24 protein-coding genes are annotated in these 25595 nt (G+C 50.2%); 3 read left to right on the plus strand and 21 right to left on the minus strand.

From position 1 onward, the window contains the following. Positions 1-11: 11 nt before the first annotated feature. The 19 genes from nagZ to yceD form a co-directional block, all read right to left on the minus strand. Entirely contained in the window at positions 12-1037 is a 1026-nt protein-coding gene (gene nagZ / locus RHD99_RS15235; protein WP_309874983.1) for a beta-N-acetylhexosaminidase, read from the minus strand. Positions 1038-1052: 15 nt separating this feature from the next. Next, positions 1053-1883, minus strand: a complete 831-nt coding sequence (gene thiK / locus RHD99_RS15240) for a thiamine kinase (RefSeq protein WP_309874984.1) — start codon at positions 1881-1883, stop codon at positions 1053-1055. Beyond that, entirely contained in the window at positions 1861-2457 is a 597-nt protein-coding gene (lpoB, locus tag RHD99_RS15245) for a penicillin-binding protein activator LpoB (protein WP_255459290.1), read from the minus strand. Before lpoB ends, thiK begins: the two co-directional genes overlap by 23 nt. Positions 2458-2494: 37 nt before the next feature. Beyond that, a complete protein-coding gene (locus RHD99_RS15250) occupies positions 2495-2887 on the minus strand; it encodes a YcfL family putative periplasmic lipoprotein (RefSeq protein WP_183271895.1) in 393 nt (130 codons plus the stop codon). Positions 2888-2891: 4 nt separating this feature from the next. Continuing rightward, positions 2892-3248, minus strand: coding sequence for a purine nucleoside phosphoramidase (gene hinT / locus RHD99_RS15255; RefSeq protein WP_309874985.1), 357 nt, complete (start codon positions 3246-3248; stop codon positions 2892-2894). Between the two features lie 148 nt (positions 3249-3396). Further along, positions 3397-4830 (minus strand): PTS glucose transporter subunit IIBC, encoded by a 1434-nt coding sequence (ptsG, locus tag RHD99_RS15260; protein ID WP_309874987.1) that lies wholly within the window; start codon positions 4828-4830, stop codon positions 3397-3399. 301 nt (positions 4831-5131) lie between these two features. Then, positions 5132-5926, minus strand: coding sequence for a metal-dependent hydrolase (locus RHD99_RS15265; protein ID WP_183271898.1), 795 nt, complete (start codon positions 5924-5926; stop codon positions 5132-5134). Positions 5927-5936: 10 nt separating this feature from the next. After that, the gene (gene holB / locus RHD99_RS15270; protein WP_309874989.1) at positions 5937-6944 is read right to left on the minus strand and encodes a DNA polymerase III subunit delta'; all 1008 of its coding nucleotides are present in this window, start codon (positions 6942-6944) and stop codon (positions 5937-5939) included. Continuing rightward, positions 6944-7582 (minus strand): dTMP kinase, encoded by a 639-nt coding sequence (tmk, locus tag RHD99_RS15275; RefSeq protein ID WP_309874991.1) that lies wholly within the window; start codon positions 7580-7582, stop codon positions 6944-6946. Before tmk ends, holB begins: the two co-directional genes overlap by 1 nt. After that, positions 7572-8594 carry a cell division protein YceG gene (yceG, locus tag RHD99_RS15280; RefSeq protein WP_309874993.1) on the minus strand — a complete coding sequence of 341 codons (1023 nt, stop codon included), beginning with the start codon at positions 8592-8594 and terminating at the stop codon, positions 7572-7574. Before yceG ends, tmk begins: the two co-directional genes overlap by 11 nt. A 10-nt stretch (positions 8595-8604) precedes the next feature. Beyond that, positions 8605-9405, minus strand: coding sequence for an aminodeoxychorismate lyase (gene pabC, locus RHD99_RS15285; RefSeq protein WP_309874995.1), 801 nt, complete (start codon positions 9403-9405; stop codon positions 8605-8607). A 237-nt stretch (positions 9406-9642) separates the two neighbouring features. After that, positions 9643-10884: a beta-ketoacyl-ACP synthase II gene (gene fabF / locus RHD99_RS15290; protein WP_183271903.1), complete on the minus strand. Its 1242-nt coding sequence runs from the start codon at positions 10882-10884 to the stop codon at positions 9643-9645. An 88-nt stretch (positions 10885-10972) separates the two neighbouring features. Continuing rightward, positions 10973-11209 carry an acyl carrier protein gene (acpP, locus tag RHD99_RS15295; protein WP_034456161.1) on the minus strand — a complete coding sequence of 79 codons (237 nt, stop codon included), beginning with the start codon at positions 11207-11209 and terminating at the stop codon, positions 10973-10975. Between the two features lie 155 nt (positions 11210-11364). Beyond that, positions 11365-12099 carry a 3-oxoacyl-ACP reductase FabG gene (gene fabG / locus RHD99_RS15300; protein WP_183271904.1) on the minus strand — a complete coding sequence of 245 codons (735 nt, stop codon included), beginning with the start codon at positions 12097-12099 and terminating at the stop codon, positions 11365-11367. Between the two features lie 14 nt (positions 12100-12113). Then, positions 12114-13043: an ACP S-malonyltransferase gene (gene fabD / locus RHD99_RS15305; RefSeq protein ID WP_183271905.1), complete on the minus strand. Its 930-nt coding sequence runs from the start codon at positions 13041-13043 to the stop codon at positions 12114-12116. 17 nt (positions 13044-13060) lie between these two features. Continuing rightward, a complete protein-coding gene (locus RHD99_RS15310) occupies positions 13061-14014 on the minus strand; it encodes a beta-ketoacyl-ACP synthase III (protein WP_309874997.1) in 954 nt (317 codons plus the stop codon). 84 nt (positions 14015-14098) lie between these two features. After that, complete coding sequence (gene plsX / locus RHD99_RS15315) at positions 14099-15178, minus strand: phosphate acyltransferase PlsX (RefSeq protein ID WP_309874998.1); 1080 nt, start codon at positions 15176-15178, stop codon at positions 14099-14101. A gap of 11 nt (positions 15179-15189) precedes the next feature. Beyond that, the gene (rpmF, locus tag RHD99_RS15320; protein WP_038473647.1) at positions 15190-15360 is read right to left on the minus strand and encodes a 50S ribosomal protein L32; all 171 of its coding nucleotides are present in this window, start codon (positions 15358-15360) and stop codon (positions 15190-15192) included. 16 nt (positions 15361-15376) lie between these two features. Then, positions 15377-15898, minus strand: coding sequence for a 23S rRNA accumulation protein YceD (gene yceD / locus RHD99_RS15325; protein WP_309874999.1), 522 nt, complete (start codon positions 15896-15898; stop codon positions 15377-15379). Positions 15899-16039: 141 nt separating this feature from the next. Between yceD and RHD99_RS15330 the strand changes: the two genes are divergently transcribed. Further along, entirely contained in the window at positions 16040-16630 is a 591-nt protein-coding gene (locus RHD99_RS15330) for a Maf family protein (RefSeq protein WP_309875002.1), read from the plus strand. 214 nt (positions 16631-16844) lie between these two features. After that, the gene (locus tag RHD99_RS15335; RefSeq protein WP_309875004.1) at positions 16845-19562 is read left to right on the plus strand and encodes an RCC1 domain-containing protein; all 2718 of its coding nucleotides are present in this window, start codon (positions 16845-16847) and stop codon (positions 19560-19562) included. Positions 19563-19616: 54 nt separating this feature from the next. Here RHD99_RS15335 and rluC read toward each other — a convergent pair whose 3' ends face one another. Continuing rightward, positions 19617-20576: a 23S rRNA pseudouridine(955/2504/2580) synthase RluC gene (gene rluC / locus RHD99_RS15340; protein WP_309879178.1), complete on the minus strand. Its 960-nt coding sequence runs from the start codon at positions 20574-20576 to the stop codon at positions 19617-19619. A 571-nt stretch (positions 20577-21147) separates the two neighbouring features. On the opposite strand from rluC, the gene rne reads away from it, so the two are divergent. After that, positions 21148-24462 (plus strand): ribonuclease E, encoded by a 3315-nt coding sequence (gene rne / locus RHD99_RS15345; protein WP_309875005.1) that lies wholly within the window; start codon positions 21148-21150, stop codon positions 24460-24462. A gap of 161 nt (positions 24463-24623) precedes the next feature. On the opposite strand, the gene flgL is transcribed toward rne, so the two are convergent. After that, positions 24624-25586 carry a flagellar hook-associated protein FlgL gene (gene flgL / locus RHD99_RS15350; RefSeq protein WP_309875007.1) on the minus strand — a complete coding sequence of 321 codons (963 nt, stop codon included), beginning with the start codon at positions 25584-25586 and terminating at the stop codon, positions 24624-24626. Positions 25587-25595: the final 9 nt, after the last annotated feature.

The following is a 25595-nucleotide window of genomic DNA, read 5'->3' on the forward strand; positions in this document are numbered from 1 at the left end:
GGCCTGATGAGTTAAAGACCCGCCTTGAGGGCTTGCCACTGTTCATGCAGCGCCTCAAGTTGCTGGTTTGCTGCTTTCCAACGCGCTGTCGACATCAGCTCCTGGCGGGTAAATGAACCTTTATGATACAAACCTGTAACACGCTCTGCTTTGACCGGAGACAGGTTATCTAACACGCTGACCGCGCCATTACGATTATTGCAGACCAGGATCATATCGCAACCTGCATCCAGCGACGCCTGCCCGCGTTCGGCGTAGCTCCCCATAATCGCCGCACCTTCCATCGATAAATCGTCAGAGAAGATAACGCCATTAAAGCCGAGTTCCCCACGCAAAACGGTTTTCAGCCAGTGCGGAGAACCACTCGCTGGAAGCGGATCTACATCGGTATAGATAACATGCGCCGGCATAATCGCATCGAGTTTATTTTCAGTAATCAAACGGCGGAAAATCTGCATGTCGTGTTCACGAATAAGCGCCTGCGCACGGGGATCGCGAGGCGTTTCTTTATGTGAATCCGCAGTTACCGCGCCATGCCCCGGGAAGTGTTTACCCGTCGTTTTCATGCCAGCCGCGTGCATTCCATCAATAAAACAGGTGGCCATCGCCAGCGCTTTATGCGGATCTTCATGGTAGGAACGCTCACCAATGGCGGCACTGATATGGCCAACATCCAGCACAGGTGCAAAGCTGATGTCGATATCCATGGCAATCATTTCACTTGCCATCAACCAACCCGCTTCTTTGGCCAGTTCGCCGCCCAGCTCCAGACCGTGTATCGCGGCAAAAGATTGTGCTGCCGGTAAACGGGTAAACCCTTCACGAAAACGTTGAACGCGACCCCCTTCCTGGTCAACGGCAACGATCAGACGATGGCGAGAAGCCTCACGGATTTGGCGCACCAGTTCACGTAACTGCTCAGGATCGTGATAGTTGCGGGTAAACAGAATCAGCCCACCGACCAGTGGGTGCTTGAGAATTTCACGTTCTTCGGCATCCAGCTCAAAGCCTGCCACATCCAACATTACCGGGCCCACATCTACCTCTCTTAATTAATCATTCCCTTGCAGACGGCACCACGCTTCGTCAGCAAGGGTTAAAAATGTTCTGTCATGAGTTTGTTGCCAACGACATTCATACCATGATGCCATCAGCAGGATAACCCACGGCTGCCAGCGCGTGACCTGTCGGCTTAATTCATCTACCTGAATATGGCTCATTTGCGCGTAAGTGCGAATCAAAGACTCGCTATCAACATTATTGCCCGTAACGATGGCCGCAAGCTCCAGCGCCACGTCCCCATCACCGGCATACTCCCAGTCGATGAGTTGGATACTTTGTGCCTGATGCACCAGATTACCGGCATGAATGTCCATGTGCAGCGCAGCAAGACGCAGCGGTTTAGGCTCGCCCTGTTTTTTCATCTTTTTAAGCAACCGCAGCCAGGCCAAACTCCTTCGCTCCCGAGCAGCCATTTGCCAATAGCGCTCAAGTAATGGCAACAGATTGATTCGCCAGCCGAAACAGGGTTGATGGTGCAAATCATACAACAAGGAAGTGAGTGAATGCAGTGAGGGCAGCTCCGATTTTACTTCGCCGTTCAACCATTCGACGATTAACCACCCTTCAGCCTGGCAAACAGGAGGTGAACCGATTCCCCGAGAAATCCGAGTTAGCGCGCGATATTGCCGTGCAAGGGAAACACCCGGCATCGACGTTTCAAGCTGTTGTCGCGCAACAAACTCCCGCGTTCCAATTGAAAAATAGACACTCCCACCGCTCAATCCCTCCAGCGGTGAAAAACAACCGGCGGCCTGAGCCGCCGGAAGATACTTTTCAATGACACGTTGCAGTGACGAATTAATGGGTTTGTTGTACCGCACCGCTTCCTGACCAAATAATTTCGCCCGTCTGAACCAGCATCAACTGCATTTTCAGCGTCGGTGCGTTCACGTTGCCACTGGCATTGCTGTACAGCACATATTGCGCGCCTACATTACGGGCGATGCCAATCGCTTTGCTACGAGAGCCGAGACTATCTTGTGGAGATAATCCCAATTGCTGTTTTGCCAGTGACAGCTGTTGGGCTGAAACAAGGGTAAATTTGCTGTTGTTCGCCAACGCGCCGCGCAACGCTTCTGTCGCTTGACTGGTTTGCAGCGAGCCATTGGTGTGATTGTTCACGCTATCTACCAGCAGAACCCCACCAGCAGTCACGCCATCGGCCTGCAACATTTTGCCGACCATCGGCTGCATGGCACTGCCCCAATCGTAGCTACGCACTTTTGGTGTGGCAGGAATTGTTGGTTGTGGCTGTTCAATTGGGCCAGGTTGAGTCGGCACTGTCGGCACCGTTGGAACAGTCGGTGGCGGCTCAACTGGCTGTTGCGGAACAGGCTTCACTTCTTCCACAGGAGCCGGAGCTTCACCACGGTTAATACACCCGGACAAAATCATCGCCGCAGCGATAATTACCAGGTAACGATGGATTCCCTTAATCAAAATTCACCCCTTGTAAAGAGAGATAAAGACGAACTTTACGTGCGTCTGGATAACTGGCTATTGATGACACCGAAACACTAGATTTTGCTGGTATCGTAATCGTGCGAGGTTGCTCGAGAGGATGAATCTCCAGCCCTTTTACGTCATACCAATAAAAACGATAGCTAATGATGACCGGTTTAGACTGTTCATTATACAGTTGACTGCGAGAAACAGTGGCACCGTTATCAGTTGAAATATCTGGTTTTTCAGCACTGATCCCCGCTGCAAGCACCGATGCTTCCATCACCAACGTTTGCCCATCGCTTACGGGAATGGCTGGTTTTGAACTGCATCCCACCATAAAAATGATGGCCAGTAGCATTAACAGCGAGCGAGTTTTCATCAACTTATCCTTTATGCGCCAGCATCGGCCCTAGTACACGGCCACCCAGCAGGTGCATGTGGATATGGTAAACCTCCTGCCCACCGTGGCGATTGCAGTTCATAATCAGACGGTAGCCGTCTTCTGCAATCCCTTCTTCCTCAGCAATTTTTGCAGCTACGGTCACCATGCGACCTAACGCCAGTTCATGATCGGCGGTCACGTGATTAACCGTCGGGATCAGGATATTAGGAATAATAAGGATATGGGTCGGAGCCTGTGGCGAAATGTCACGAAATGCAGTGACTAACTCATCTTGATAAACGATATCAGCCGGAATCTCGCGGCGAATGATTTTACTGAAAATTGTTTCTTCGGCCATGACGTTACCTTTTTCATGAGTGGCGTGCTTTATGCGGCATAGCGTAAGAGTATGAGCGAGTTACACCTGCTCTTTCAACCTTAACCTGCGAATTATAGACGTAAAAAAGGGAGGCCAATGGCCTCCCTTAGTTCTCCCCAACGACTTCTTAGCTGTTACGGATCCATTCATCCATTTCAGTTTTCAGGTTATCGGATTTAGTACCGAAGATTGCCTGAACACCTGAACCAGCGACTACTACACCTGCCGCACCCAGTTTCTTCAGGCCAGCCTGGTCGACTTTAGAGATGTCGGCCACGCTAACACGCAGACGGGTAATACATGCGTCCAGGTTAGTGATGTTTTCTTTACCGCCGAAAGCTGCAACCAGTGCCGGTGCCATTTCGCTTGTTGAAGTAGTAGAAGCTTCAGCAGTTGCGTCTTCACGACCTGGGGTTTTCAGGTCCAGAGCTTTAATCAGCACGCGGAACACGGTGTAGTAAATCGCCGCGTAGCACAGGCCAACAATTGGGAACAGCCACAGTTTGCTGCTGTTACCGCTCAGCACGATGAAGTCAATCAGACCGTGAGAGAAGGAAGTCCCGTCACGCATACCCAGAAGGATACAGATTGGGAACGCCAGGCCTGCCAACACCGCGTGGATGATGTACAGGATTGGAGCAACGAACATGAACGAGAACTCGATTGGCTCGGTAATACCGGTCAGGAACGAGGTCAGTGCAGCGGAGATCATGATACCGCCGACTTTTGCACGGTTCTCAGGTTTAGCTGAGTGCCAGATTGCGATAGCCGCAGCAGGCAGACCGTACATTTTGAACAGGAAGCCACCAGACAGTTTGCCCGCAGTTGGGTCACCTGCCATGTAACGTGGGATATCACCGTGGAATACCTGACCTGCTGCGTTGGTGTATTCACCAATCTGCATCTGGAATGGAACGTTCCAGATGTGGTGCAGACCAAATGGTACCAGGCAACGTTCTACGAAACCGTAGATACCGAATGCCACAACCGGGTTCTGGTAAGCAGCCCACTGAGAGAAGGTCTGAATAGCCGTACCGATTGGAGGCCAGATGAAGGACAGCACAACGCCCATGAAGATCGCAGCCAGACCAGAAATGATCGGTACGAAACGTTTACCGGCGAAGAAGCCCAGGTATTCTGGCAGCTTGATGCGGTAGAAACGGTTAAACATGTAGGCTGCAATTGCACCAGAGATGATACCGCCCAGAACACCGGTATCCGCCAGGTGTTTTGCTGCGATCTCTTCAGCAGGTATATGCAGAACCAATGGTGCAACGACCGCCATGGTCTTAACCATGATGCCGTATGCAACTACAGAGGCTAATGCAGAAACGCCATCGTTATTTGTGAAGCCTAATGCAACACCGATAGCAAAAATCAGCGGCATGTTGGCGAATACTGAACCGCCCGCTTCCGCCATAACATGAGAAACCACTGCTGGCAGCCAGCTGAAGTTAGCAGAACCGACGCCCAGCAGGATACCTGCGATAGGCAGTACGGATACTGGCAGCATCAGCGATTTACCCACCTTTTGCAGGTTTGCAAATGCATTCTTAAACATAATTGAGAGTGCTCCTGAGTATTTGTGCTTTTTTTACGCGTTATGCGCATCGGACTGGGGGGAGATCCGGTCCATATACAGGCATCTGAAGTGCCTTTTGATTTATTACGCAGAGTAAAATAAATCAGCGAAAGTTTGTTTGACGGCTATCACGTTTCTCTAATAGCCCTGTGAAAAACTTTCATAAGTTTACAAAACGCGTTTCTAAACGTAACAAAAAAGGCCTGCACCGCCCTTTTTGTGGCGGTGCACTTTACTCGCTTCGTTTATTAATTACGAGCTTTAAAATAACTTAGGTTTATCAGGCGGATTGCAAGCGCGACGCAGGAATATGGAACAGAGTGGCGAAGTTTTTTGTCGTCACAACGGCCAATTCCTCAAGAGAAACACCTTTCAGCACCGCCATATATTCCGCCACATCGCGCGTCATTGCCGGTTGGTTTTCCTTACCACGGTGTGGCACTGGCGCAAGGTAAGGTGAATCTGTCTCCACCAATATGCGGTCCAGTGGCACATAACGCGCCGCTTCCCTGAGTTGTTCAGCATTGCGGAAGGTCACAATGCCGGAGAAAGAGATGTAAAAACCCATATCGAGCAATTTTCCAGCAGTTTCTCTGTCTTCTGTAAAACAGTGTAGTACCCCACCGCAGTCTGTCACTTTCTCTTCATGCAGAATCGACAGCGTATCGGCGCGCGCATCTCGGGTATGAACAATCACCGGCTTGTTAAGTTCGCGACCAATCTGGATGTGATGACGGAACGACTCCTGCTGGCGAGGTTTGGTTTCAGGGGTATAGAAATAATCCAGACCCGTTTCCCCTAACGCCACAACGCCGGGATCGGCAGCCAGGCGGCGCAGTTCCTCGACATCATACTCTTCGTCCTGATTCAGTGGATGCACACCACATGAATAAGCGACATTCTGGCGCTCGCCAACCAGCTGGCGCATATTGCGATAACCGTCGAGCGTCGTGGCAACCGCAAGGCAGAACTTCACATCGCGTGCTGCGGCTTTTTCCAGTACGTCATCAACGCTTTTATGCAGGGATTGATAATCGAGGCCATCAAGATGGCAATGTGAGTCAACCAGGAACATACAGATACTCTTAAAGATGGAAGGAAGGAAGGACTGCACCGGGTTGCATTAAACGCTCCCAGGTGAGTAATTGTTCAGTCAGGAGTAATTCACGATTCACGCCAACAACGCTGAGCAATGCTTCACGGCAGGCAAACCAATTGTGCAGAATGGCCTGGAGTATCGCCGGTGTCGCGCTATTGGCAAGATTTACGACCAATGCTTGTTGATCATCATTAGTCAGCCAGGGCGTTGCGCCTTGCTGCCATTTTAGTGCATCCACCAATACAGAGCATAACCAGTGGATGCGAACGGTAGCATCATCACTGTTGAGCGCGGGCAACAACCCCAGCATATTCTTAGTCGCGCAAGCTTCATTAAGTTTTTCGCACAACGTCTGGCGATGTTTCCACTGCTCAGGTTGAAGCAACGCCAGGGCGCCTGCAGGAGCACCAGAACTCAAACGCAGCGCAGCACGTATTTGCTCACGATCCAGAGAGATTTCTCGAGCAAGCCAGGCCTGCGCAAAAGTTTCATCGGGTGGTGTCAGATACCAGTACAAACAACGACTGCGTAACGTGGCGGGTAAACGCGCCGGTTCACGACACCCGAGGAAGAACCAGGTATTTGCAGGTGGCTCCTCGAGGGTTTTCAGCAGCGCATTCGCTGCGGCTTCAGTGAGAAGCCCAGCATCTTCCAGCCAGACGACTTTTGCCCCACCCTGTTGGGCGTGACTGTACAGCTTTTCAGTTATCTCACGAATAGCATCGATGCCAAGACTGGATTTACCCTTTTCAGGTGCGACCACGTAGCTGTCAGGATGTGTTCCAGCCTGCATCAACTGGCAACTGCGGCATTGACCACAGCTTTTGGTGCCTTGTGGTTGCTGGCACATCAACCAGCGCGTGAGTGCGTAGATTAATGCGTCATCACCCATGCCGGATAATGAATGAAGCAGCAATGCATGGTGCCCGCGCCCAGCCTGATACTGGCTGAGAATTTGTTCAAAGGGCGCGCGTAACCATGGATACCATTTCATTACACCAACCCCTTAGCCCACTCAAGCACAGCGTTCCGCACATCCCGTGAAACCTCATCCAGCGTTTGTGTCGCATTAATGGTATGAATGCGGCTGTCGCTTGCAGCAAGTTCCAGATAACGGGCGCGAGTGCGATTAAAGAAGTCGATAGATTCCTGCTCAATTCTGTCGAGCTCACCACGGGCACGGGCACGGGTGAGACCAACTTCCGGCGTGACATCAAGATAAATCGTCAGGTCAGGATAAAAATCACCCAGCACGGTATTACGCAGCGCCATGAGTAATTTTTGATCAATACAACGACCACCGCCCTGGTAAGCTTGGGTAGAAAGGTCATGCCTGTCGCCAATGACCCACGCGCCACGCGCCAGGGCCGGTTTGATAACCGTTTCAACGAGCTGCACACGCGCCGCGTAAAACATCAGCACTTCAGCTTTATCAGTCACGATTTCATCGCCGATGCCTTTGTTGTTTAGCGTCAACTCACGCAATCTTTCCGCAAGTGGAGTACCGCCGGGTTCACGAGTGAAGACCAACTCGCTAATTCCCAGCTCTTTTAAGGTCGCAACCACCACGTTATGCGCGTTAGTTTTCCCTGCTCCTTCGAGCCCTTCGATGACGATAAATTTACTGACCATTCTTGTCCTTCAGTGCTTTGATATACACCTGCACAGCCTGATTGTGGCCTGCAAGGTTGGTATTAAATGTATGACCGCCCTTTCCATCTGCGACAAAATAGAGATACGGCGTTTTTGCTGGATGAGCAGCGGCTTGTAATGAGGCGTCACCAGGAATAGCAATGGGACCTGGCGGCATGCCGCTAATGACATAGGTATTATAGGCCGTCGGCGTTTCCAGATCTTTTCGCGACAGCTTACCATTATAGCTCTCACCCATACCGTAAATTACCGTTGGGTCGGTTTGTAAACGCATGCCGATGCGTAAACGGTTAATGAACACAGACGCGACCTGGTCACGTTCCTGCGCCACGGCGGTTTCTTTCTCAATAATCGAGGCCATGGTGACTAAATCGTTTTGCGTTTTGTATGGCAGTCCGTCTTTTTTGCCATCCCATGCAGCCTGTACAGCCTTCACCATTCGCTGATGTGCACGTTTTAGCAACGCAACGTCAGTGGTATTCGCGGTGTACAACCAGGTATCTGGGAAGAACCAGCCCTCAACCCATTCAGGATGCTCAAGCTTTAACGCTTCGGCAATGGTGGCGTAGCTGTCGTCCTTGAGCGTGTGCTGGATAAACGGTGCTTCGCGCAGCTGTTTTAGCCAGTCACTCAGACGAGTCCCTTCAACAAATCGAATTGGAAACTGAGCTTCTTTACCACTGGCTAACAGTTTGAGCATATCCCGAACCGTCATTTGCGGGGTAAAACGGTAAGTCCCCGCTTTAAAATTAGCGAGATCAGGCTCAACTTTAAGCAACCACTGGAATACGCGTGGGCGATTGAGCAATTTTTCTTCATACAACTGTTTACCCAGTGCCAGGCGACCCGTACCAGGCTTGAGCGTAAATATGGTTTCTTGCTGAATAGTCAGATGACTGTTGGCAAGTTGGCGGACTTTATATAAGCCAACGCCTGCCGCTACACCCAGCACCACTAACAACAGCAGAAAGAAACGTAGCATCTTTTTCATTGGTAATTGATTACTCACAAAGTGGTGCTAAAAATTGATAAAGCTCTCGAGAATTAAATCGCCAGGATTCAGCCTGGTTCACAGGAATAATGGGCATCAACGCATTGCAAATCAGCACTTCGTCAGCCGCACCCAGGCTGTCCAGCTTTTCTCGTACCTCTGTTACCTGCCATGATGAATCAGCCAGACAGGCGATAATATGCTGACGCATGGTGCCATTTACACCAGATTTATCTACATACGGCGTAAAAACCTGCGAACCTTTACGCCAGAATAAATTAGCGGCACAGCATTCCGTAAGCCACCCATCGCTGTCAAGAACAAGGGCTTCCTGCGCAGGCATCTGTTCAAGATGCGTACGAATCAGCACTTGTTCCAGTCGATTCAGGTGTTTAATTCCGGCAAGATGTGGATTGATGCCAAGTTGGATCGGGCTTAAAGCAAGGCTAATGCCTTGTTCGCGCCATTGAGAATAAAATGAAGGATAAGCAGATACGGATAATAAGCGTGTCGGTTGCAGGCAATTCGCCGCGCTATAACCGCGCCCACCGCTACCGCGTGTAATCATCACTTTCAACACGGCTTGCTGTTCAGCTGCCGCCAGTTGCTGCATTTCTGTTTCCAGCAATGACCAGTCGATAAAAGGGATCAGGAGTTTTTCACAGGCTTGTTGTAAACGGCCAATGTGCTGTTCCAAAAAACGAACGTTGCCTGCACTCACCCGCGCAGTGGTAAAACAACCATCACCAAATTGCACGGCACGATCGTTGGCCGGTAGTTTGTCTGTTAACTCGCCATTGATTAAATACATATCAACTCCACAATGCTTTGTGAGTTAAGAGTGCCAGTGCGGAAGAGATGCTGCAAGGGAGGAGAATTGAGATGTATATACCCAAAATAATTCGAGTTGTATCACGGCGGCAAATGAAAGAGTCCCGATGAGCTTACTAAAGTAAGTGATTCGGGCGAGAGAGCGCAGCCAACAATGAGACAACTTGAAGTATAACGGGTATAAAGGGCCCGCACGCGAGCCCTTTATAGAGACGGTTTAGATCTTCTTGAAGATCAGAGAACCGTTTGTACCACCAAATCCGAAGGAGTTACACAGCGTGTATTCCATACCTTTCACCTGGCGCGCTTCATGCGGAACAAAGTCCAGATCGCAGCCTTCGTCAGGGTTATCAAGGTTGATTGTTGGTGGAATCGCCTGATCGCGCAGAGCAAGGATGGAGTAAATTGACTCTACTGCCCCAGCAGCGCCTAACAGGTGACCGGTCATAGACTTGGTTGAGCTTACCAGAACGCGGTATGCATCTTCCCCGAAAATAGTCTTAACCGCTTGCGTTTCAGCTTTATCACCAGCAGGAGTGGAAGTGCCATGCGCGTTCACATAACCTACCATCGCTGGTGTAATACCTGCATCACGCAGTGCGTTTTCCATGGCCAGTGCAGCACCAGCACCGTTTTCTGGCGGTGAAGTCATGTGGTAAGCATCGCTGCTCATACCAAAACCAACAACTTCTGCGTAAATTTTCGCGCCACGCTTCTTAGCATGTTCGTACTCTTCGAGTACCATCATGCCCGCACCATCACCCAGTACAAAACCATCACGGTCTTTATCCCATGGGCGGCTTGCCGCTTGCGGGTTTTCGTTGCGGGTAGAAAGCGCACGCGCAGCACCAAAGCCACCCACGCCCAGCGGAGTACTGGCTTTCTCTGCACCACCAGCAAGCATTGCGTCTGCATCACCATAGGCGATCATACGCGCGGCCTGGCCGATGTTATGCACACCAGAAGTACACGCTGTTGCAATGGAAATGCTTGGACCGCGAAGGCCAAACATAATGGTCAGGTGACCTGCCACCATATTCACAATAGTAGACGGAACAAAGAATGGGCTGATCTTACGTGGACCACCGTTAACCAACGAGGAGTGGTTCTCTTCGATAAGACCCAGACCACCGATACCCGAGCCAATTGCAGCACCGATACGGATTGCATTCTCTTCTGTTACTTCCAGACCAGAATCCAGCATGGCCTGGTGGCCAGCAACAATTCCATATTGAATGAAGGCATCCATTTTGCGCTGTTCTTTGCGCGAAATGATGTCGTCACAGTTAAAATCCTTTACTAAGCCAGCAAATTTCGTTGCATAGGCGGTAGTATCGAAATGGTCGATTAGGCTGATGCCACTCTGACCGGCAAGGAGAGCTTTCCAAGTAGACTCTACGGTATTGCCGACAGGAGACAACATGCCCAGTCCGGTCACAACTACACGACGCTTAGACACGTTTGTCCTCCAGGGAGGGAAAAAAATAAAACTTGTGGGACAATTAGATAAAACTCAGGCGGTCGAATGACCGCCTGGAGATGTTCACTTACGCCTGGTGACCGTTGATGTAATCAATGGCAGCCTGAACGGTGGTGATTTTCTCAGCTTCTTCGTCCGGAATCTCAGTATCAAACTCTTCTTCCAGAGCCATTACCAGCTCAACGGTGTCAAGAGAATCAGCACCCAGGTCCTCTACGAAGGAAGCGGAGTTGATAACTTCTTCCTGCTTAACGCCCAGTTGTTCGCCGATAATTTTCTTAACGCGTTCTTCGATAGTGCTCATACTCTTAAATTTCCTATCAAAACTCGCTTTCGCGATGGTTTTCGTAGTGTATAAAATGTTGAAAAAGATGCAACTAAATCCCGGCAGGTCATACCACGATTTTACGCTATTTTGCGGGCATTCGCCCAAATAACGCAAATAGTTTTATATCGTGGTTAAACCATATACATTCCGCCATTGACGTGCAGGGTCTCACCAGAGATGTAACCCGCCTCGTCAGAGGCTAAAAATGCAACAGCACTGGCGATTTCTTTTGCGTCGCCTAAACGACCCGCTGGAACTTCCGCCAGTATACCCGCACGCTGTTCATCAGAAAGCGCACGCGTCATGTCCGTTTCAATAAAGCCCGGAGCAACAACGTTTACAGTAATACCACGTGACGCAACTTCACGCGCCAGTGATTTACTGAAGCCAATCAGACCCGCTTTCGCCGCAGCGTAGTTTGCCTGACCAGCATTTCCCATGGTACCAACCACGGAACCAATAGTGATAATACGACCATGACGCTTTTTCATCATAGCGCGCATTACCGCTTTTGACAGACGGAAAACTGATGACAGATTGGTTTCGATGATATCGTTCCATTCGTCATCTTTCATGCGCATTAACAGATTATCACGAGTGATACCGGCATTATTGACCAGAATGTCAACTTCGCCAAATTCTGCGCGAATATTTCCTAAAACAGCGTCGATAGAAGCTGGATCGGTTACATTCAGCATGTAGCCTTTGCCGTTTTCGCCCAGATAATCACTGATCGCCTGCGCACCGCTTTCGCTGGTTGCAGTACCGATAACTTTCGCACCACGGGCCACTAAGGTTTCCGCGATCGCGCGGCCAATACCGCGGCTTGCACCGGTTACCAGCGCAATTTTTCCTTCAAAACTCATGGGTTTCCCTCGTCTTATTGCTCTAACGCCGCTGACAGCGCTACCGGCTCGTTAATGGCCGATGCTGTCAGTGTGTCAACAATACGTTTTGTCAGGCCAGTCAATACCTTACCAGGCCCTACTTCCAGCAACTGGGTCACACCCTGTGCTGCCATAAATTCTACTGATTTAGTCCACTGTACCGGGCTGTAAAGCTGGCGTACCAAAGCACTACGGATAGCTTCTGGCGACGTTTCACACTTCACATCGACATTATTCACAACCGGAACAGAAGGTGCGTTGAAAGTAATATTTTCCAGCGCAACAGCCAGTTTGTCTGCAGCAGGTTTCATCAGCGCACAGTGAGATGGCACGCTAACCGGTAGCGGCAGAGCACGTTTAGCGCCGGCGGCTTTACAAGCAGCACCTGCACGCTCTACGGCATCTTTGTTACCCGCAATGACGACCTGGCCTGGTGAGTTAAAGTTCACCGGAGAGACCACTTCGCCCTGAGCCGCTTCATCACAGGCTTTAGCAATTGATGCATCATCAAGACCGATGATGGCATACATTGCGCCAGTGCCAGCAGGAACGGCTTCCTGCATCAATTTGCCACGTAACTCGACCAGACGCACAGCGTCTGCGAAATCCATCACCCCAGCACAAACCAGAGCAGAATACTCACCGAGGCTATGTCCGGCCATCATCGCAGGAGTTTTGCCACCCTGCTGCTGCCAGACACGCCACAATGCGACAGAAGCTGTCAGCAACGCAGGCTGTGTTTGCCAGGTTTTGTTCAATTCTTCGGCCGGACCTTGTTGGGTCAGAGTCCACAAATCATAGCCCAGCGCATCAGAAGCTTCGCGGAAGGTTGCTTCCACAATAGGGTTCGCTGCTGCGATTTCAGCCAGCATACCAACGGCTTGCGAACCTTGCCCAGGGAAAACAAAAGCAAATTGAGTCATGGTTAAATCCCTAATAATCAAAAACGAACCAGTGCTGAACCCCAGGTAAAGCCGCCGCCGAAGGCTTCGAGCAATACCAATTGGCCACGTTGAATTCGACCATCCCGAACCGCTTCGTCAAACGCTGCCGGTACAGAGGCCGCAGAGGTGTTACCGTGCCTGTCAAGGGTCACAACGACATTATCCAATGACATGCCAAGCTTCTTGGCTGTCGCACTGATAATGCGTAAGTTAGCCTGATGCGGTACCAACCAATCAAGATCCGAACGATCCAGATTGTTCGCCTCAAGGGTTTCATCAACAATGTGTGCAAGTTCCGTCACAGCCACTTTGAACACTTCGTTACCCGCCATGGTCAGGTAAGAAGGATTCTCAGGATTAAAACGGTCTTTGTTTGGCAGCGCCAGCAATGAGCCGTAACTACCATCAGCATGAAGATGCGTTGAAATAATGCCTGGCTCTTCGCTTTTACCGAGAAGCACCGCACCTGCACCATCACCAAAAATAATTATTGTGCCGCGATCCGTCGGATCGCAAGTACGGGCCAGCACATCCGCACCAATAACCAGCGCGTAATCCACAGCACCGTTTTTCACATATTGATCAGCAATACTTAATGCGTAGGTAAAACCTGCGCAAGCCGCAGCGACATCAAATGCCGGGCAGCCTTTAATTCCCAACATGCTCTGAATCTGACAAGCAGCGCTTGGGAAAGCATGAGTCGAAGACGTTGTGGCGACGATAATAAGCCCGATTGCAGATTTATCGACACCCGCCATTTCCAGGGCGCGCGTTGCCGCAGCAAAGCCCATCGTTGCAACGGTTTCATCCGGTGCAGCAACTCGACGCTCACGAATACCTGTACGGGTGACAATCCACTCGTCAGAAGTATCCACCATTTTTTCCAGATCGGCGTTGGTACGCACGTGTTCGGGCAGATAGCTGCCCGTACCAATAATCTTCGTATACATGTACGTCAGTCACTCTTGGGTAATGTACCCGCATCTTTCGGGTTGCAGGTGCGTTAACGTCGTTCACTCACCCTGGTCACATAGTTAGCTATGCTCCCGAGGATTCCTGAACTTGTCGCCTTCCTTCAATCCGAAACCTGTCGGATACACAGATTCCAGGCGGGCAGCAATCCTCGTAGGGACTTGCCGCGCCACCGCCTGCACTGCCTGTTCAATAGCGACAACAAACGCTCGCTGATTGGCCGCTCCGTGACTCTTAATCACTGTGCCGCGCAATCCTAACAGACAGGCGCCATTATACTGGTCGGGGTTGAGGTGACTGAATCGCCTGGTCAGGCTTTTTTGTAACCAATGTTTCAATATAATTAGCCACCACGACCTTTTTTTCCCTTCGCCTTGTGATTTCAAAAGCGAAAGGAACATTCTTGCAACCCCTTCCATCGTCTTGAGAGTGACATTACCGACAAAGCCATCACACACCAGCACGTCGGTCTTTCCCGTCAACAACTCGTTTGCTTCAAGATAACCAATATAGTTGATAGAAGGCATTGTTTTTAATAAAGCTGAGGCATCGCGAATACTATCAAGACCTTTCGTCTCTTCTTCGCCAATGTTCAGCAAGGCAACTCGTGGAGAGTTGATGCCGAGAACTTCTTCAGCCATCACAGAACCCATTATCGCGAATTGCACCAACATATTGCTGTCGCAAGCCACGTTGGCACCAAGATCCAGCACCACGGTTTTGCCTTTTTGCTGATGAGGTAAAACCGTCATCAACGCGGGACGCTCAATACCTTCTATAGGTTTGAGCAATAATTTAGCCAGTCCCATCAGCGCACCCGTATTTCCTGCACTGACACATGCTTGTGCTCGCCCTTCTTTCACTAATTCAAGCGCCACTCGCATTGAGGATCCGCGACTATTTCGGATCGCTTGCGAAGGTCTTGCATCACTGGCAATAACCGATTCCGCAGAAACTATCTGCGCACGTGAACGTTTTTCAAAATCAGCTTTGGCAAGTAATGGCGTGATGGCGTCGGGATCACCGACTAATAGAAGGTTTAGCTGAGAGTTAGAGTCCAGTGCCTGCAAAGCTGCAGGCACTGTCACGGAAGGACCGAAGTCCCCACCCATGGCATCTAACGCAAGGGTTAGACGTGTCAAGGAATCGCCAATTACTTAACGATAACCTTGCGGCCGCGGTAGAAACCGTCGGCTGTGATGTGGTGACGCAGATGAGTTTCGCCAGAAACTTTGTCCACGGACAGGGTAGCTGTGGTCAGCGCGTCATGGGAACGACGCATGCCACGTTTGGAACGGGTTGGTTTATTCTGTTGTACGGCCATGGACCTTACTCCTCAATTACTTACGCTTTAAACTGGCTAATACGGCAAATGGGTTTGGTTTCTCCGCCTCGGAAGGCAGTTTGCCAAATACCATGTCCGCCTCGGACACTTCACAGTGTTCAGAATCATGCACCGGAACAACTGGCAAGGAGAGGATAATTTCATCTTCAACCAACGCCAGAAGATCGATTTCACCAAATTCGTTGACCTGAACTGGTTCATATCCTTCCGGGAGTGCTTCAGCCTGCTCGTCTTTGACGATCGGGCTAAAACAATACTGTGTGTAGACCTGATGGGCAAATGGCTTTCCGCAACGCTGACATGCAAGTGTTACCGAAACCTTCGCATCACCGGTAAGAACCGCGAGGCGTTGGTTGTCGATGGCAAATGACATATCGCATTCCACATCACTGTCTACACTGACTACGAATTCGGCGACGCGCTCAGCCTGACCAGGTGTATACACACCGTGGTAATCAAGGCGTTTTTGAGCCGTACGAACCGGATCGAGAGTCAGGGGTAATTTTACTTTTTGCATAGGGCGCGCATATTAACTTTGTAACGTCATAGAGTCAAAGAAAAAGGCCTGGAAACAGCGCCTTTGCCATTTATTCGCACACATTGCGGTTGCACAGTTTAAAATGCCTTTACCCGAATCGCTATCATTAATGAAAAAAATATGACGCAAATTGTTCTGGCCTCAACTTCAGCCTACCGTCGAGCGCTTCTTGAAAAGCTCGGCATCCCCTTCACCACCGCGGCTCCGCAGGTTGATGAAACGCCAACGCCCGGGGAAAATGCCCGCCACTTAGTGATGCGCCTTGCACAAGCCAAAGCGCAAGCATTGAGCACTGAATATCCGAATCATTTAATTATTGGTTCAGATCAGGTCTGCGTATTAGAGGGGAAAATCGTCGGAAAGCCACATACCGAAGAAAAAGCGGTGGAACAATTGCTGATTGCTCGCAACACTATTGTTACTTTTTATACAGGGTTGGCACTTTATAATTCAGCTTCCAGGAATTTGCAGGTGATTTGCGAGCCTTTTGATGTCCATTTTCGCCATCTGAGTGAGCAAGAAATCCGCAATTATGTGCGTAAAGAGCAACCTTTGCAGTGCGCAGGAAGTTTTAAAAGTGAAGGACTGGGGATTACTCTGTTTGAACGACTGAATGGTCGTGATCCCAATACCCTGGTGGGTCTGCCGTTAATTGCATTATGCGAAATGTTACGAGCGGAGAATGTTTCTCCTCTGGATGATCAGGGGTAACAGAACCTGATCCGTTATCATTTACAGCATCAATAATAAGAACCCATCACCCGTAATTATTTAATTTTATTAAATAAATTAATAATAACGATATTTTACCTTATGTGATTTCTATTACCTTTTCACGTTACTTATCGTGGTTATCTTGCCTCCCGATGGAAGACGAGATTGTCGTTTTTCAATCAGAAAACTCTGCCACATAAGGTAATCAGAAATGACTCCATCACTAAAAATCATGGGTGCCCGTACTCAGAACGCCACCAGTTATTTATTTGCTCGCCATCGTCTGGTGGCACTTGATAGCGCGACATTAACACCTGTTGTCGCTGAATGGCGTTACGAAGGGGAAACGGCCTCTGTCAGCAGCAACGCCTTCACCGACACTCATCCAGAGAAAAAGCTGTATGCCAGCGCCGCAGGATATATAGGCCGAGTTTCGCTTAATGTCTCCAATGTTGATGGTAACCTTTTTGCCACTGTCGCGCGTAAAAATGACGGTACCGCGACTTCGTGGGGGCTGGATAGCAGCGGTGGCGAACCGCCAGTCAGTACTCGCAATCATGGCGTAATAAGTTTTGCTGGTTTTAATCAGGCGCTGTGTGCACTGAATGATGAAGGCCAAGTGTTCGCCTGGGGCTTCGAGACTCTCGCAGGGAAGAAACTGGCCATTCCCGAAAATATCGCTATTTTACGGGATATTGTGAGCATCCGTGGGGGAAAAAACGCAATGGTCGCATTGCGTGCGACAGGACAGGTGGTTGCCTGGGGAACTGACTCAGCGGCTGCCAACGTTCCGGCTGAAATCGAGGCTCTGACAGACATTGTCGATATTGTGGCAAATGATGCAGCCTTTGTTGCACGCAGAGCCACGGGTCATATCGTCGCATGGGGTTCAACCGAATATGGCGGTAACCTGCCAGCAGAAATAGCCCTTCTCACTGATATTGTTGATGTGCAATCCACCTTTTCCGCCTTTGCAGCACGCCGTGCAAATGGTCACGTTGTCGCGTGGGGAAATAGCGCACAAGGTGGCCTGCTGCCTGACGTAGTAGCAGCACTTAGCGATATCACAGATATTACGGGTGCCATTGACACCTTTGTCGCACGCCGTGCATCAGGCCATGTGGTGGCCTGGGGTGTCAATGTTGAACTGCCTGCAGAAATAGTGCTTCTGAACGATGTGGTTGATGTGCAGATGACAGACCGCGCGGTCATTTTGCTGCGTGCCAATGGCCACGTAGCCGCCTGGGGCAATACCGCATCAGGGGCTGCTGTTCCCGCAACATTAAGTGATGTCGTCGCATTAACGTGCTCAACTAATTCTGTTGCAGCCTTAAAAAGTGATGGTCGCGTCGTCGGCTGGGGCCAATACTCCACGGAAGGCATGTTACTGCAGTTGCAGAATATCTCAGCGGTCTATGCCAATCGTGACAGCTTTTTTGCCATCAATGCAGGGAATGAATTAGTCGTGTGGGGCAATAAAGGGAGCGGCGGAAATATGACTGATGTCCCTGCTGATTTGCAAGGTAACATTAGCTATACCAACCCAACAGATAAGCTGAAGGTGATGGGGGCAAGATCAAACCACATGGTCATGAAGCGTTTAGTGGCTCTGGATCCTGAAACCTTATTGCCTGTCGAGGCTAACTGGCGCTATGTCGGTGAAGATAGCGTATTTACCGGAAAATATTTCACCGATACCCGATGGGCAAAACGTTTAGAAATCAGTATCAATAATTTTGCCCCGGTAATTTTAAATGCACTTAACGTTATATGTCAGCAGTGGAGTTACTCAGCAATAAGAAATGATGGCAAAGCGGTAGCATGGGGCGCTGATGATTCAGGTGGATATCCCCCCACAGATGATCGTAATCACAATGTGCTGGAAATTGGTTCCAATTCATATGCACCTTGTGCACGCAACGCTGCCGGGCAATTATTTGCCTGGTTTGGACAAGCTAAGTTTGTCATCCCTGACAATATTGCGGCATTAACCGATGTGGTTAAAATTCTCGGTTCTGAGTACACATTTTCAGCTTTACGCACCAATGGTTCTGTCGTGGCGTGGGGCAGAAGCGATACCCTTGCGCCTCCATATTTTTTGCCTCCTGAAATCGTCGTACTGGCTGATATTATTGATATCTACGCATCGAGTTTTGGATCGTATGCTGCCCTTCGTGCCACAGGGCAAGTTGTCGCATGGGGAGAAAGCGATTATCAAAGCACCTCCGTTCCCGCTGATATTGCAGCGCTGACAGATATCGTGTCTGTTAGCGAAGGTGGGAACGATGTTTTCATCGCGTTAAGAAGTAATCACTCTATCGTGCAATGGGGGGATGTAGAGAATGATAAGGCACTACCTGATGAAATTGCGGCATTAACCGATATCGTCGAAGTCCGTAGCTGGGGCTGGGGAGGTCGCCAGGGTCCACTTAATGTCGCATTTCGTTCCACGGGTCATATTGTTGCCTGGGGAACCGGAAATAGTAGCGTTTTGCCTGCGAATATTGCCGCGCTCACAGATATTGTTGATGTACAGTTCAATGGTACTGTGTTAGGTGCACTAAGGTCTGATGGTACTGTTGTGCTTTGGGGGAATACGGCAAACCCGAAAGATTTGGAGGTACCTGAAGGATTGTCCGATGTGGTTATATTAGCTGGCTCACAGTATGCATTTGCTGCATTGAAACGTGATGGCACCGTGGTCAGGTGGGGAACAGATGTTGTTGGATACGACGATACCAAGTTTCTTGAGCCAAAGCTAAGTAATATCTGTGCAATCTACGGGAATCCATACGATCCGAGTTTTTGCGTACTCAAGAATGACCATTCTGTATTAGCCTGGGGAGGAAACAGGGGAATGACATTCCAGGTTTGGGATGTCCCCGCCGACCTTCAGGGAAATATCTCCTACGAAGTCTCTAATACATAAACAACACTAACTTCTCAGTGATAGATGGGCACCATTAATCGGTGCCCATTCCCATTACACTTTGCTTTTACTGCGCAGTACGCTGAGGCAACGCTTCAACTGCTCATCCAGCGGCGCTTCGACACGCATAATTTCACCGGTATTTGGATGGGTGAAGCGTAAAGCCGCTGCATGCAAGAACAAGCGATTCAGGCCAGTACCCGCCAGTTGCTTATCAAACTCACGGTCACCGTAGCGATCATCGAAGGCAATCGGGTGCCCTGCATGTAGCGTATGCACACGAATCTGGTGAGTACGCCCGGTTATCGGGCTACAGCGCACAAGTGTGGCGAACGTATAACGCTCTTCAACTTTAAAACGCGTTTCAGAAGGTTTACCTTCGCTGTTAACCCGCACGATACGCTCACCGCTTTGCAGAATATTCTTCAGGAGGGGCGCCTGCACAGCTTTGACGTGCGATTGCCATTGGCCTCGTACCAGCGCCAGATAATCCTTCTGCATTCCTTTTTCACGCAGTTGCTCATGCAATGAACGCAGTGCCGAACGCTTCTTCGCGACCAGTAAGATACCGGAGGTATCACGGTCAAGGCGATGCACAAGCTCAAGGAAACGCGCTTCAGGACGAAGGGCTCGTAAGCCTTCAATCACCCCAAAACTTAAACCACTGCCACCGTGTACCGCAGTACCTGAAGGTTTATTCAGCACCAGGATATGGTCATCTTCATAGAGAATCGCATCGGTCAGCGCAGCCACTTTTTGCAGATGCGGGGAAACCGCCTCTTCTTCGCGTTCAGCAACACGAACCGGCGGAATACGAATTTCGTCGCCATCCTGAATTTTATATTCAGGCTTAATGCGTTTTTTATTCACGCGCACTTCGCCTTTACGCAAAATGCGATAAATCATACTTTTCGGCACGCCCTTCAAGCGGGAGAGCAAAAAGTTATCGATACGCTGCCCAGCTTCATCAGAAGAAATGGCAACGATTTGTACTGAAGGTGTCGGAGTTTTCATGGTCGGCGATTCTAAATAGCGTGCGCGCATAGCGCCACTCATTTTTATGTGCTTAACTGAGAAACTGCCTGGTTTTAAGTCGCCTGACTCCCCTTTTTCAGTTTTCTGCGACATGCAGCGAAAAAGCGAGTTAAAAAACTGTAAGAAACGAGGCATCAAAGGCAAAAGTCATCTTGCTATAATAAGGTTAGCAATGGAATAATGTTGCGGTTTTCCGTGTTGATACTTGTTAGAACAAGGAATTTTGCGGAATTACCAGTTTTGCCTGAACGTCCATCCACGCAGCAATGGCGTAAGACGTATTGTACCTTCAGGCAGTTAGCGGGCTGCGGGTTGCAGCCTGACCGGTAAATTGGAATCAACTCTTAAGAAATATTCTAAGGTTATTCCCACGATAATTGCGCTGTATTTCCGTATGAAATACAGGCTACCGACACTTTGCGCCTCTCAGCAAGCGACAACCGTGAGGTTGGCGACTTAGCGTTTAGTCACGAGGCCATCGGTTCACTCCCGGTCAGCGTCACCATGCCCGTAGCTTTGTCACCAATGTAAGAATAATGAGTAAGTTACGATGAAAAGAATGCTAATAAACGCGACTCAGCAAGAAGAGTTGCGTGTCGCCCTTGTAGATGGGCAACGCCTGTACGATCTGGATATTGAAAGTCCTGGACACGAACAGAAAAAAGCTAACATCTATAAAGGCAAAATCACCCGTATTGAACCAAGTCTGGAAGCGGCATTTGTAGATTACGGCGCTGAACGTCATGGTTTCCTTCCTCTTAAAGAAATTGCCCGCGAATATTTCCCGTCTAATTATTCATCACATGGTCGTCCGAACATTAAAGATGTTTTGCGCGAAGGCCAGGAAGTGATTGTTCAGATTGATAAAGAAGAACGTGGTAATAAAGGCGCAGCCTTAACCACCTTTATTAGTCTGGCCGGTAGTTATTTGGTACTGATGCCGAACAACCCGCGTGCAGGTGGTATTTCCCGCCGTATCGAGGGTGACGACCGTACTGAACTGAAAGAAGCCCTTTCCTCTCTGGAACTGCCAGATGGCATGGGTCTGATTGTACGTACTGCTGGCGTGGGTAAATCCGCTGAGGCACTGCAATGGGATTTAAGCTTCCGTCTGAAGCATTGGGAAGCGATTCAAAAAGCGGCTGAAAACCGCCCTGCACCATTCCTTATTCACCAGGAAAGCAACGTTATTGTGCGTGCTTTCCGTGATTACCTGCGTCAGGACATCGGTGAGATTCTTATCGATAACCCGAAAGTACTCGAACTGGCTCGCCAGCATATCGGTGCTCTGGGTCGCCCTGATTTCAGCAGCAAAATTAAGCTCTACACCGGTGAAATCCCGCTGTTTAGCCATTACCAAATTGAGTCGCAGATTGAATCCGCTTTCCAGCGTGAAGTCCGTCTGCCATCCGGTGGTTCGATTGTTATCGACTCCACCGAAGCACTAACCGCTATCGACATCAACTCCGCGCGCGCAACTCGCGGTGGCGATATCGAAGAAACGGCATTTAATACCAACCTTGAAGCGGCTGATGAAATCGCACGCCAACTGCGTTTGCGTGACCTCGGTGGTCTGATTGTTATCGACTTCATCGATATGACCCCAGTGCGCCACCAGCGCGCGGTAGAAAACCGTCTGCGTGAAGCCGTGCGTCAGGACAGGGCTCGCATCCAGATAAGCCACATTTCGCGCTTTGGTCTGCTGGAAATGTCTCGTCAGCGTCTCTCCCCTTCCCTGGGTGAGTCCAGCCACCACGTTTGTCCGCGTTGTAGCGGTACAGGTACCGTGCGTGACAACGAATCTCTGTCATTGTCTATTCTGCGTTTGATTGAAGAAGAAGCACTGAAAGAGAACACGCAAGAAGTTCACGCGATTGTTCCGGTGCCAATTGCTTCTTACCTGCTGAACGAAAAACGTGATGCAGTCAGTGCGATTGAAACCCGTCAGGGCGGCGTGAAAGCCATCATCGTTCCTAACGATCAGATGGAAACGCCACACTATTCGGTACTGCGCGTGCGTAAAGGCGAAGAAAGCAAAACGCTGAGCTACATGCTGCCGAAGCGGTATGAAGAAGAGATGGCTGTGCCATCTGAAGAAGAGTACGCCGAGCGTAAACGTCCAGAGCAACCTGCGCTGGCAACTTTCGTGATGCCTGACGTACCACCGGCACCACCAGAGTCAGCACCATCTGCAACGCCAGCTCCAGCGGCTAAACCTGCTGTCGCGAAAGCGGCAACCGCTGCGCAACCTGGTCTGCTGAGCCGTTTCTTTGGCGCCCTGAAAAACCTGTTTGCTGGTGAAAGCACGCCAGAAAGCAAAGACGTTCAGGAAGCGAAGCCTGCTGAGACTGAAAGCCAACGTCAAAGCCAGGATCGTCGCAATAACCGTCGTCAGAATAACCGCCGTGACCGTAACGACCGTTCAGATCGCAACAACCGCGATCGTGATAATCGTGGCGAGCGCGATAACCGCAGCGAAAATCGTGATAACCGTGAGCCGCGCGAAAACCGCGATCGTGACGAGAACCGCCGTAATCGCCGTCAGGGCCAACAGCAAAATACTGAAGTGCGTGAAACACGTCAGAACGTTGCTGAGGAAATTGAAAAACCAAAAGCACGTGATGAGCAGCAACCACGCCGCGAACGCAACCGTCGTCGTAGCGATGATAAGCGCCAGGCACAGCAAGAAGTTAAAGTTCTGCAGCGCGATGAAACCGTAGCAGTAGAAGTTGAAGCTGAGCAGGAAGAACGCGTCCAGGTCATGCCGCGTCGTAAGCAACGTCAATTGAACCAGAAAATTCGTTTCGAATCTGCGTCAGATTCAAGCGTTGAAACTGTAGTCACTCCAGACGTCGCTGAAGTTAGCGCAGCGCCTGTTGCACGTACCGATCTGGCAACTATCCCGCTGCCTGCTGTTATCGAGAAGCCGGCTGTTGAGCAAGATGACAACAACGATTCCCGTAACGACTCCAACGGTATGCCACGTCGCTCTCGCCGCTCCCCACGTCACTTACGTGTGAGCGGTCAACGTCGCCGTCGTTATCGTGATGAGCGTTACCCAACGCAATCACCAATGCCGATGACCGTTGCGTGTGCTTCTCCTGAGCTTGCTTCTGGCAAAGCCTGGATCAGCTATCCTGTTGCCCGCGCACAGGAAGAATCACAGTACAACAACGTTGAACAAGCTCCTGCAGCGACTATTGAGCAACCGTCTGCACACGTTAACGTTGAGCAGCCTGTGGTTCATGTTGTCGCCGCGCAAGCTGCGGTTGAGACTGTAAATGTCGAAACGGCACACGTTGAAACAACGCACCCAGAAGTGATTGCAACCCCAGTAAACGAGCAGCCACATCTGATTGCCGCGATTGACGACGTTGTTGCTGAGCAAGTCATCGATGAAGTTGAAGCTGCACAAGATGACGTTGCCGTCGCGACTCATCAACAGCAGGCTGCTGAGCTTGCTCAAGAAGCCTCTGTTGTTGTGGATAATGTTGTTGTGGACACTGTGGCTGCCGCTCCGGTTGAAGACGTTAAGCCGGTTGAAGTGGTTGCACAGGAAGCTGTTGTTGAAGAAACCAAGGTTGAAGAAACCCAGGTTGAAACAGCTGTTGTTGAAGAGCCTGTCATTGCAGTAGTGCCAGAAGTGAAAGCGGCTCAGCCAGAAGTTGCGGCTGTTACTCACGTCACTAAACATGCAACAGCACCAATGACAAAAGCTCCAGCACCGGAATATACCCCGGAAGCACCACGTCAGAGCGATTGGGTTCGCCCAACGTATGAGTTCAGTGGCCGCGGTTCTGCCGGTGGTAACAGTGCAACTCACCAGGCAACAGCGCCTGCTACGCGCCCACAAAGCGCTGAGTAATCGCTAAGCGTTACGTAAAAGCCGATCCGGATACGGGTCGGCTTTTTTATTGCCTGCCATTCAGAACCTGAACTCAGGATAAAAAAAAGCCCACTTCGGGGTGCAGAAGTGGGCACATAAAGCGTACCCAGTTTCATGGCACGCCCAAAAAAGGTTAACGATTACTTATTCAGTTGGAACAGGGACATCCCTTGCATATCGCTGAAAGCTTTGTAAGACGCCTGAAGTGCCGCCTGCTGCATCACATAGGAAGATATTGCTGAGTTCCAGTCTACATCCACCAAATCACTCATTTGCTGCGCCTGGCCTAATGCACGGTCACCGCCTAACTCATCAAGCTTATCCAGCTCACTTAATTGGGTACCCAGCTCTGCACGCACAGTTAGCACGTTATTGAGTGAGTTTTTCAGACCACGGTTAGTTTTATCAATGGCGGCGGTTAAATCGGCTTTCTGAGTATCGTCCAGACCTTCAGCCGGTTTTCTCAGGGTTTCAATCGCGGAATCAAGCATGTTGAACAGATTGGTTTCGGAATCAGTGCCATCAGGTTCAGGTACCGCATTACTGGTCAGTGAATTGAAAACCTGTGTTCCCGTATGGCCAATCGTCATGATGCGTGATGAATCAACAGATTGGGTTACCGCGCTATCACCACCCTTATAAGTGATGCTATTTGCCCCACCGCTGAACGGAGCAGATTCGGTTTTATATCCAGCAAAAATGAAACGTCCGTTGCCGTCAGTACTGTTGGCAAGGTTCAGAATTTGATTGCGGATACCTTCCAGATCGGTAGCCAGTGAAGCACGGTCATCATCGCTTAACGTGCCGTTTCCGGCGTAAACGATTTTCTCCTGCGCTGACTGAATCGCCGTCGTCACCTGCCCCAACACGTTTTCTTCCAGTGACACTTTTTGCGTCGCAAAGGTCCGCGCCAGCGCATACTGGCTGTTTTGTGCCTGAGCCTGAGACAACACCACGGCTTGCGATGCGGCGATCGGATCATCGGATGGTTTGATGACACGCTTACCGGTCGACATCTGCTCGCCGTAACGCAGCCACTCACTTTGTGCGTTAGTTACGCCACGCATATTTTGTTGGTACATCATCGCGGTACTGATACGCATACAGCCTGA

Origin of the sequence: Buttiauxella selenatireducens (assembly GCF_031432975.1) — a bacterium.
GTDB classification, from domain to species: Bacteria; Pseudomonadota; Gammaproteobacteria; order Enterobacterales; family Enterobacteriaceae; genus Buttiauxella; species Buttiauxella selenatireducens.

What these genes read in the sequence shown, in the direction of transcription:
- lpoB (WP_255459290.1), bottom strand. Translation starts at nt 2,457, where the DNA reads ATGATTTTGTCCGGGTGTATTAACCGTGGTGAAGCTCCGGCTCCTGTG.
- fabD (WP_183271905.1), bottom strand. Translation starts at nt 13,043, where the DNA reads ATGACTCAATTTGCTTTTGTTTTCCCTGGGCAAGGTTCGCAAGCCGTT.
- RHD99_RS15335 (WP_309875004.1), top strand. Translation starts at nt 16,845, where the DNA reads ATGACTCCATCACTAAAAATCATGGGTGCCCGTACTCAGAACGCCACC.
- acpP (WP_034456161.1), bottom strand. Translation starts at nt 11,209, where the DNA reads ATGAGCACTATCGAAGAACGCGTTAAGAAAATTATCGGCGAACAACTG.
- hinT (WP_309874985.1), bottom strand. Translation starts at nt 3,248, where the DNA reads ATGGCCGAAGAAACAATTTTCAGTAAAATCATTCGCCGCGAGATTCCG.
- rluC (WP_309879178.1), bottom strand. Translation starts at nt 20,576, where the DNA reads ATGAAAACTCCGACACCTTCAGTACAAATCGTTGCCATTTCTTCTGAT.
- RHD99_RS15330 (WP_309875002.1), top strand. Translation starts at nt 16,040, where the DNA reads ATGACGCAAATTGTTCTGGCCTCAACTTCAGCCTACCGTCGAGCGCTT.
- tmk (WP_309874991.1), bottom strand. Translation starts at nt 7,582, where the DNA reads ATGGTCAGTAAATTTATCGTCATCGAAGGGCTCGAAGGAGCAGGGAAA.
- rne (WP_309875005.1), top strand. Translation starts at nt 21,148, where the DNA reads ATGAAAAGAATGCTAATAAACGCGACTCAGCAAGAAGAGTTGCGTGTC.
- ptsG (WP_309874987.1), bottom strand. Translation starts at nt 4,830, where the DNA reads ATGTTTAAGAATGCATTTGCAAACCTGCAAAAGGTGGGTAAATCGCTG.
- RHD99_RS15250 (WP_183271895.1), bottom strand. Translation starts at nt 2,887, where the DNA reads ATGAAAACTCGCTCGCTGTTAATGCTACTGGCCATCATTTTTATGGTG.
- fabG (WP_183271904.1), bottom strand. Translation starts at nt 12,099, where the DNA reads ATGAGTTTTGAAGGAAAAATTGCGCTGGTAACCGGTGCAAGCCGCGGT.
- RHD99_RS15265 (WP_183271898.1), bottom strand. Translation starts at nt 5,926, where the DNA reads ATGTTCCTGGTTGACTCACATTGCCATCTTGATGGCCTCGATTATCAA.
- flgL (WP_309875007.1), bottom strand. Translation starts at nt 25,586, where the DNA reads ATGCGTATCAGTACCGCGATGATGTACCAACAAAATATGCGTGGCGTA.
- rpmF (WP_038473647.1), bottom strand. Translation starts at nt 15,360, where the DNA reads ATGGCCGTACAACAGAATAAACCAACCCGTTCCAAACGTGGCATGCGT.
- RHD99_RS15310 (WP_309874997.1), bottom strand. Translation starts at nt 14,014, where the DNA reads ATGTATACGAAGATTATTGGTACGGGCAGCTATCTGCCCGAACACGTG.
- yceG (WP_309874993.1), bottom strand. Translation starts at nt 8,594, where the DNA reads ATGAAAAAGATGCTACGTTTCTTTCTGCTGTTGTTAGTGGTGCTGGGT.
- holB (WP_309874989.1), bottom strand. Translation starts at nt 6,944, where the DNA reads ATGAAATGGTATCCATGGTTACGCGCGCCCTTTGAACAAATTCTCAGC.
- pabC (WP_309874995.1), bottom strand. Translation starts at nt 9,405, where the DNA reads ATGTATTTAATCAATGGCGAGTTAACAGACAAACTACCGGCCAACGAT.
- yceD (WP_309874999.1), bottom strand. Translation starts at nt 15,898, where the DNA reads ATGCAAAAAGTAAAATTACCCCTGACTCTCGATCCGGTTCGTACGGCT.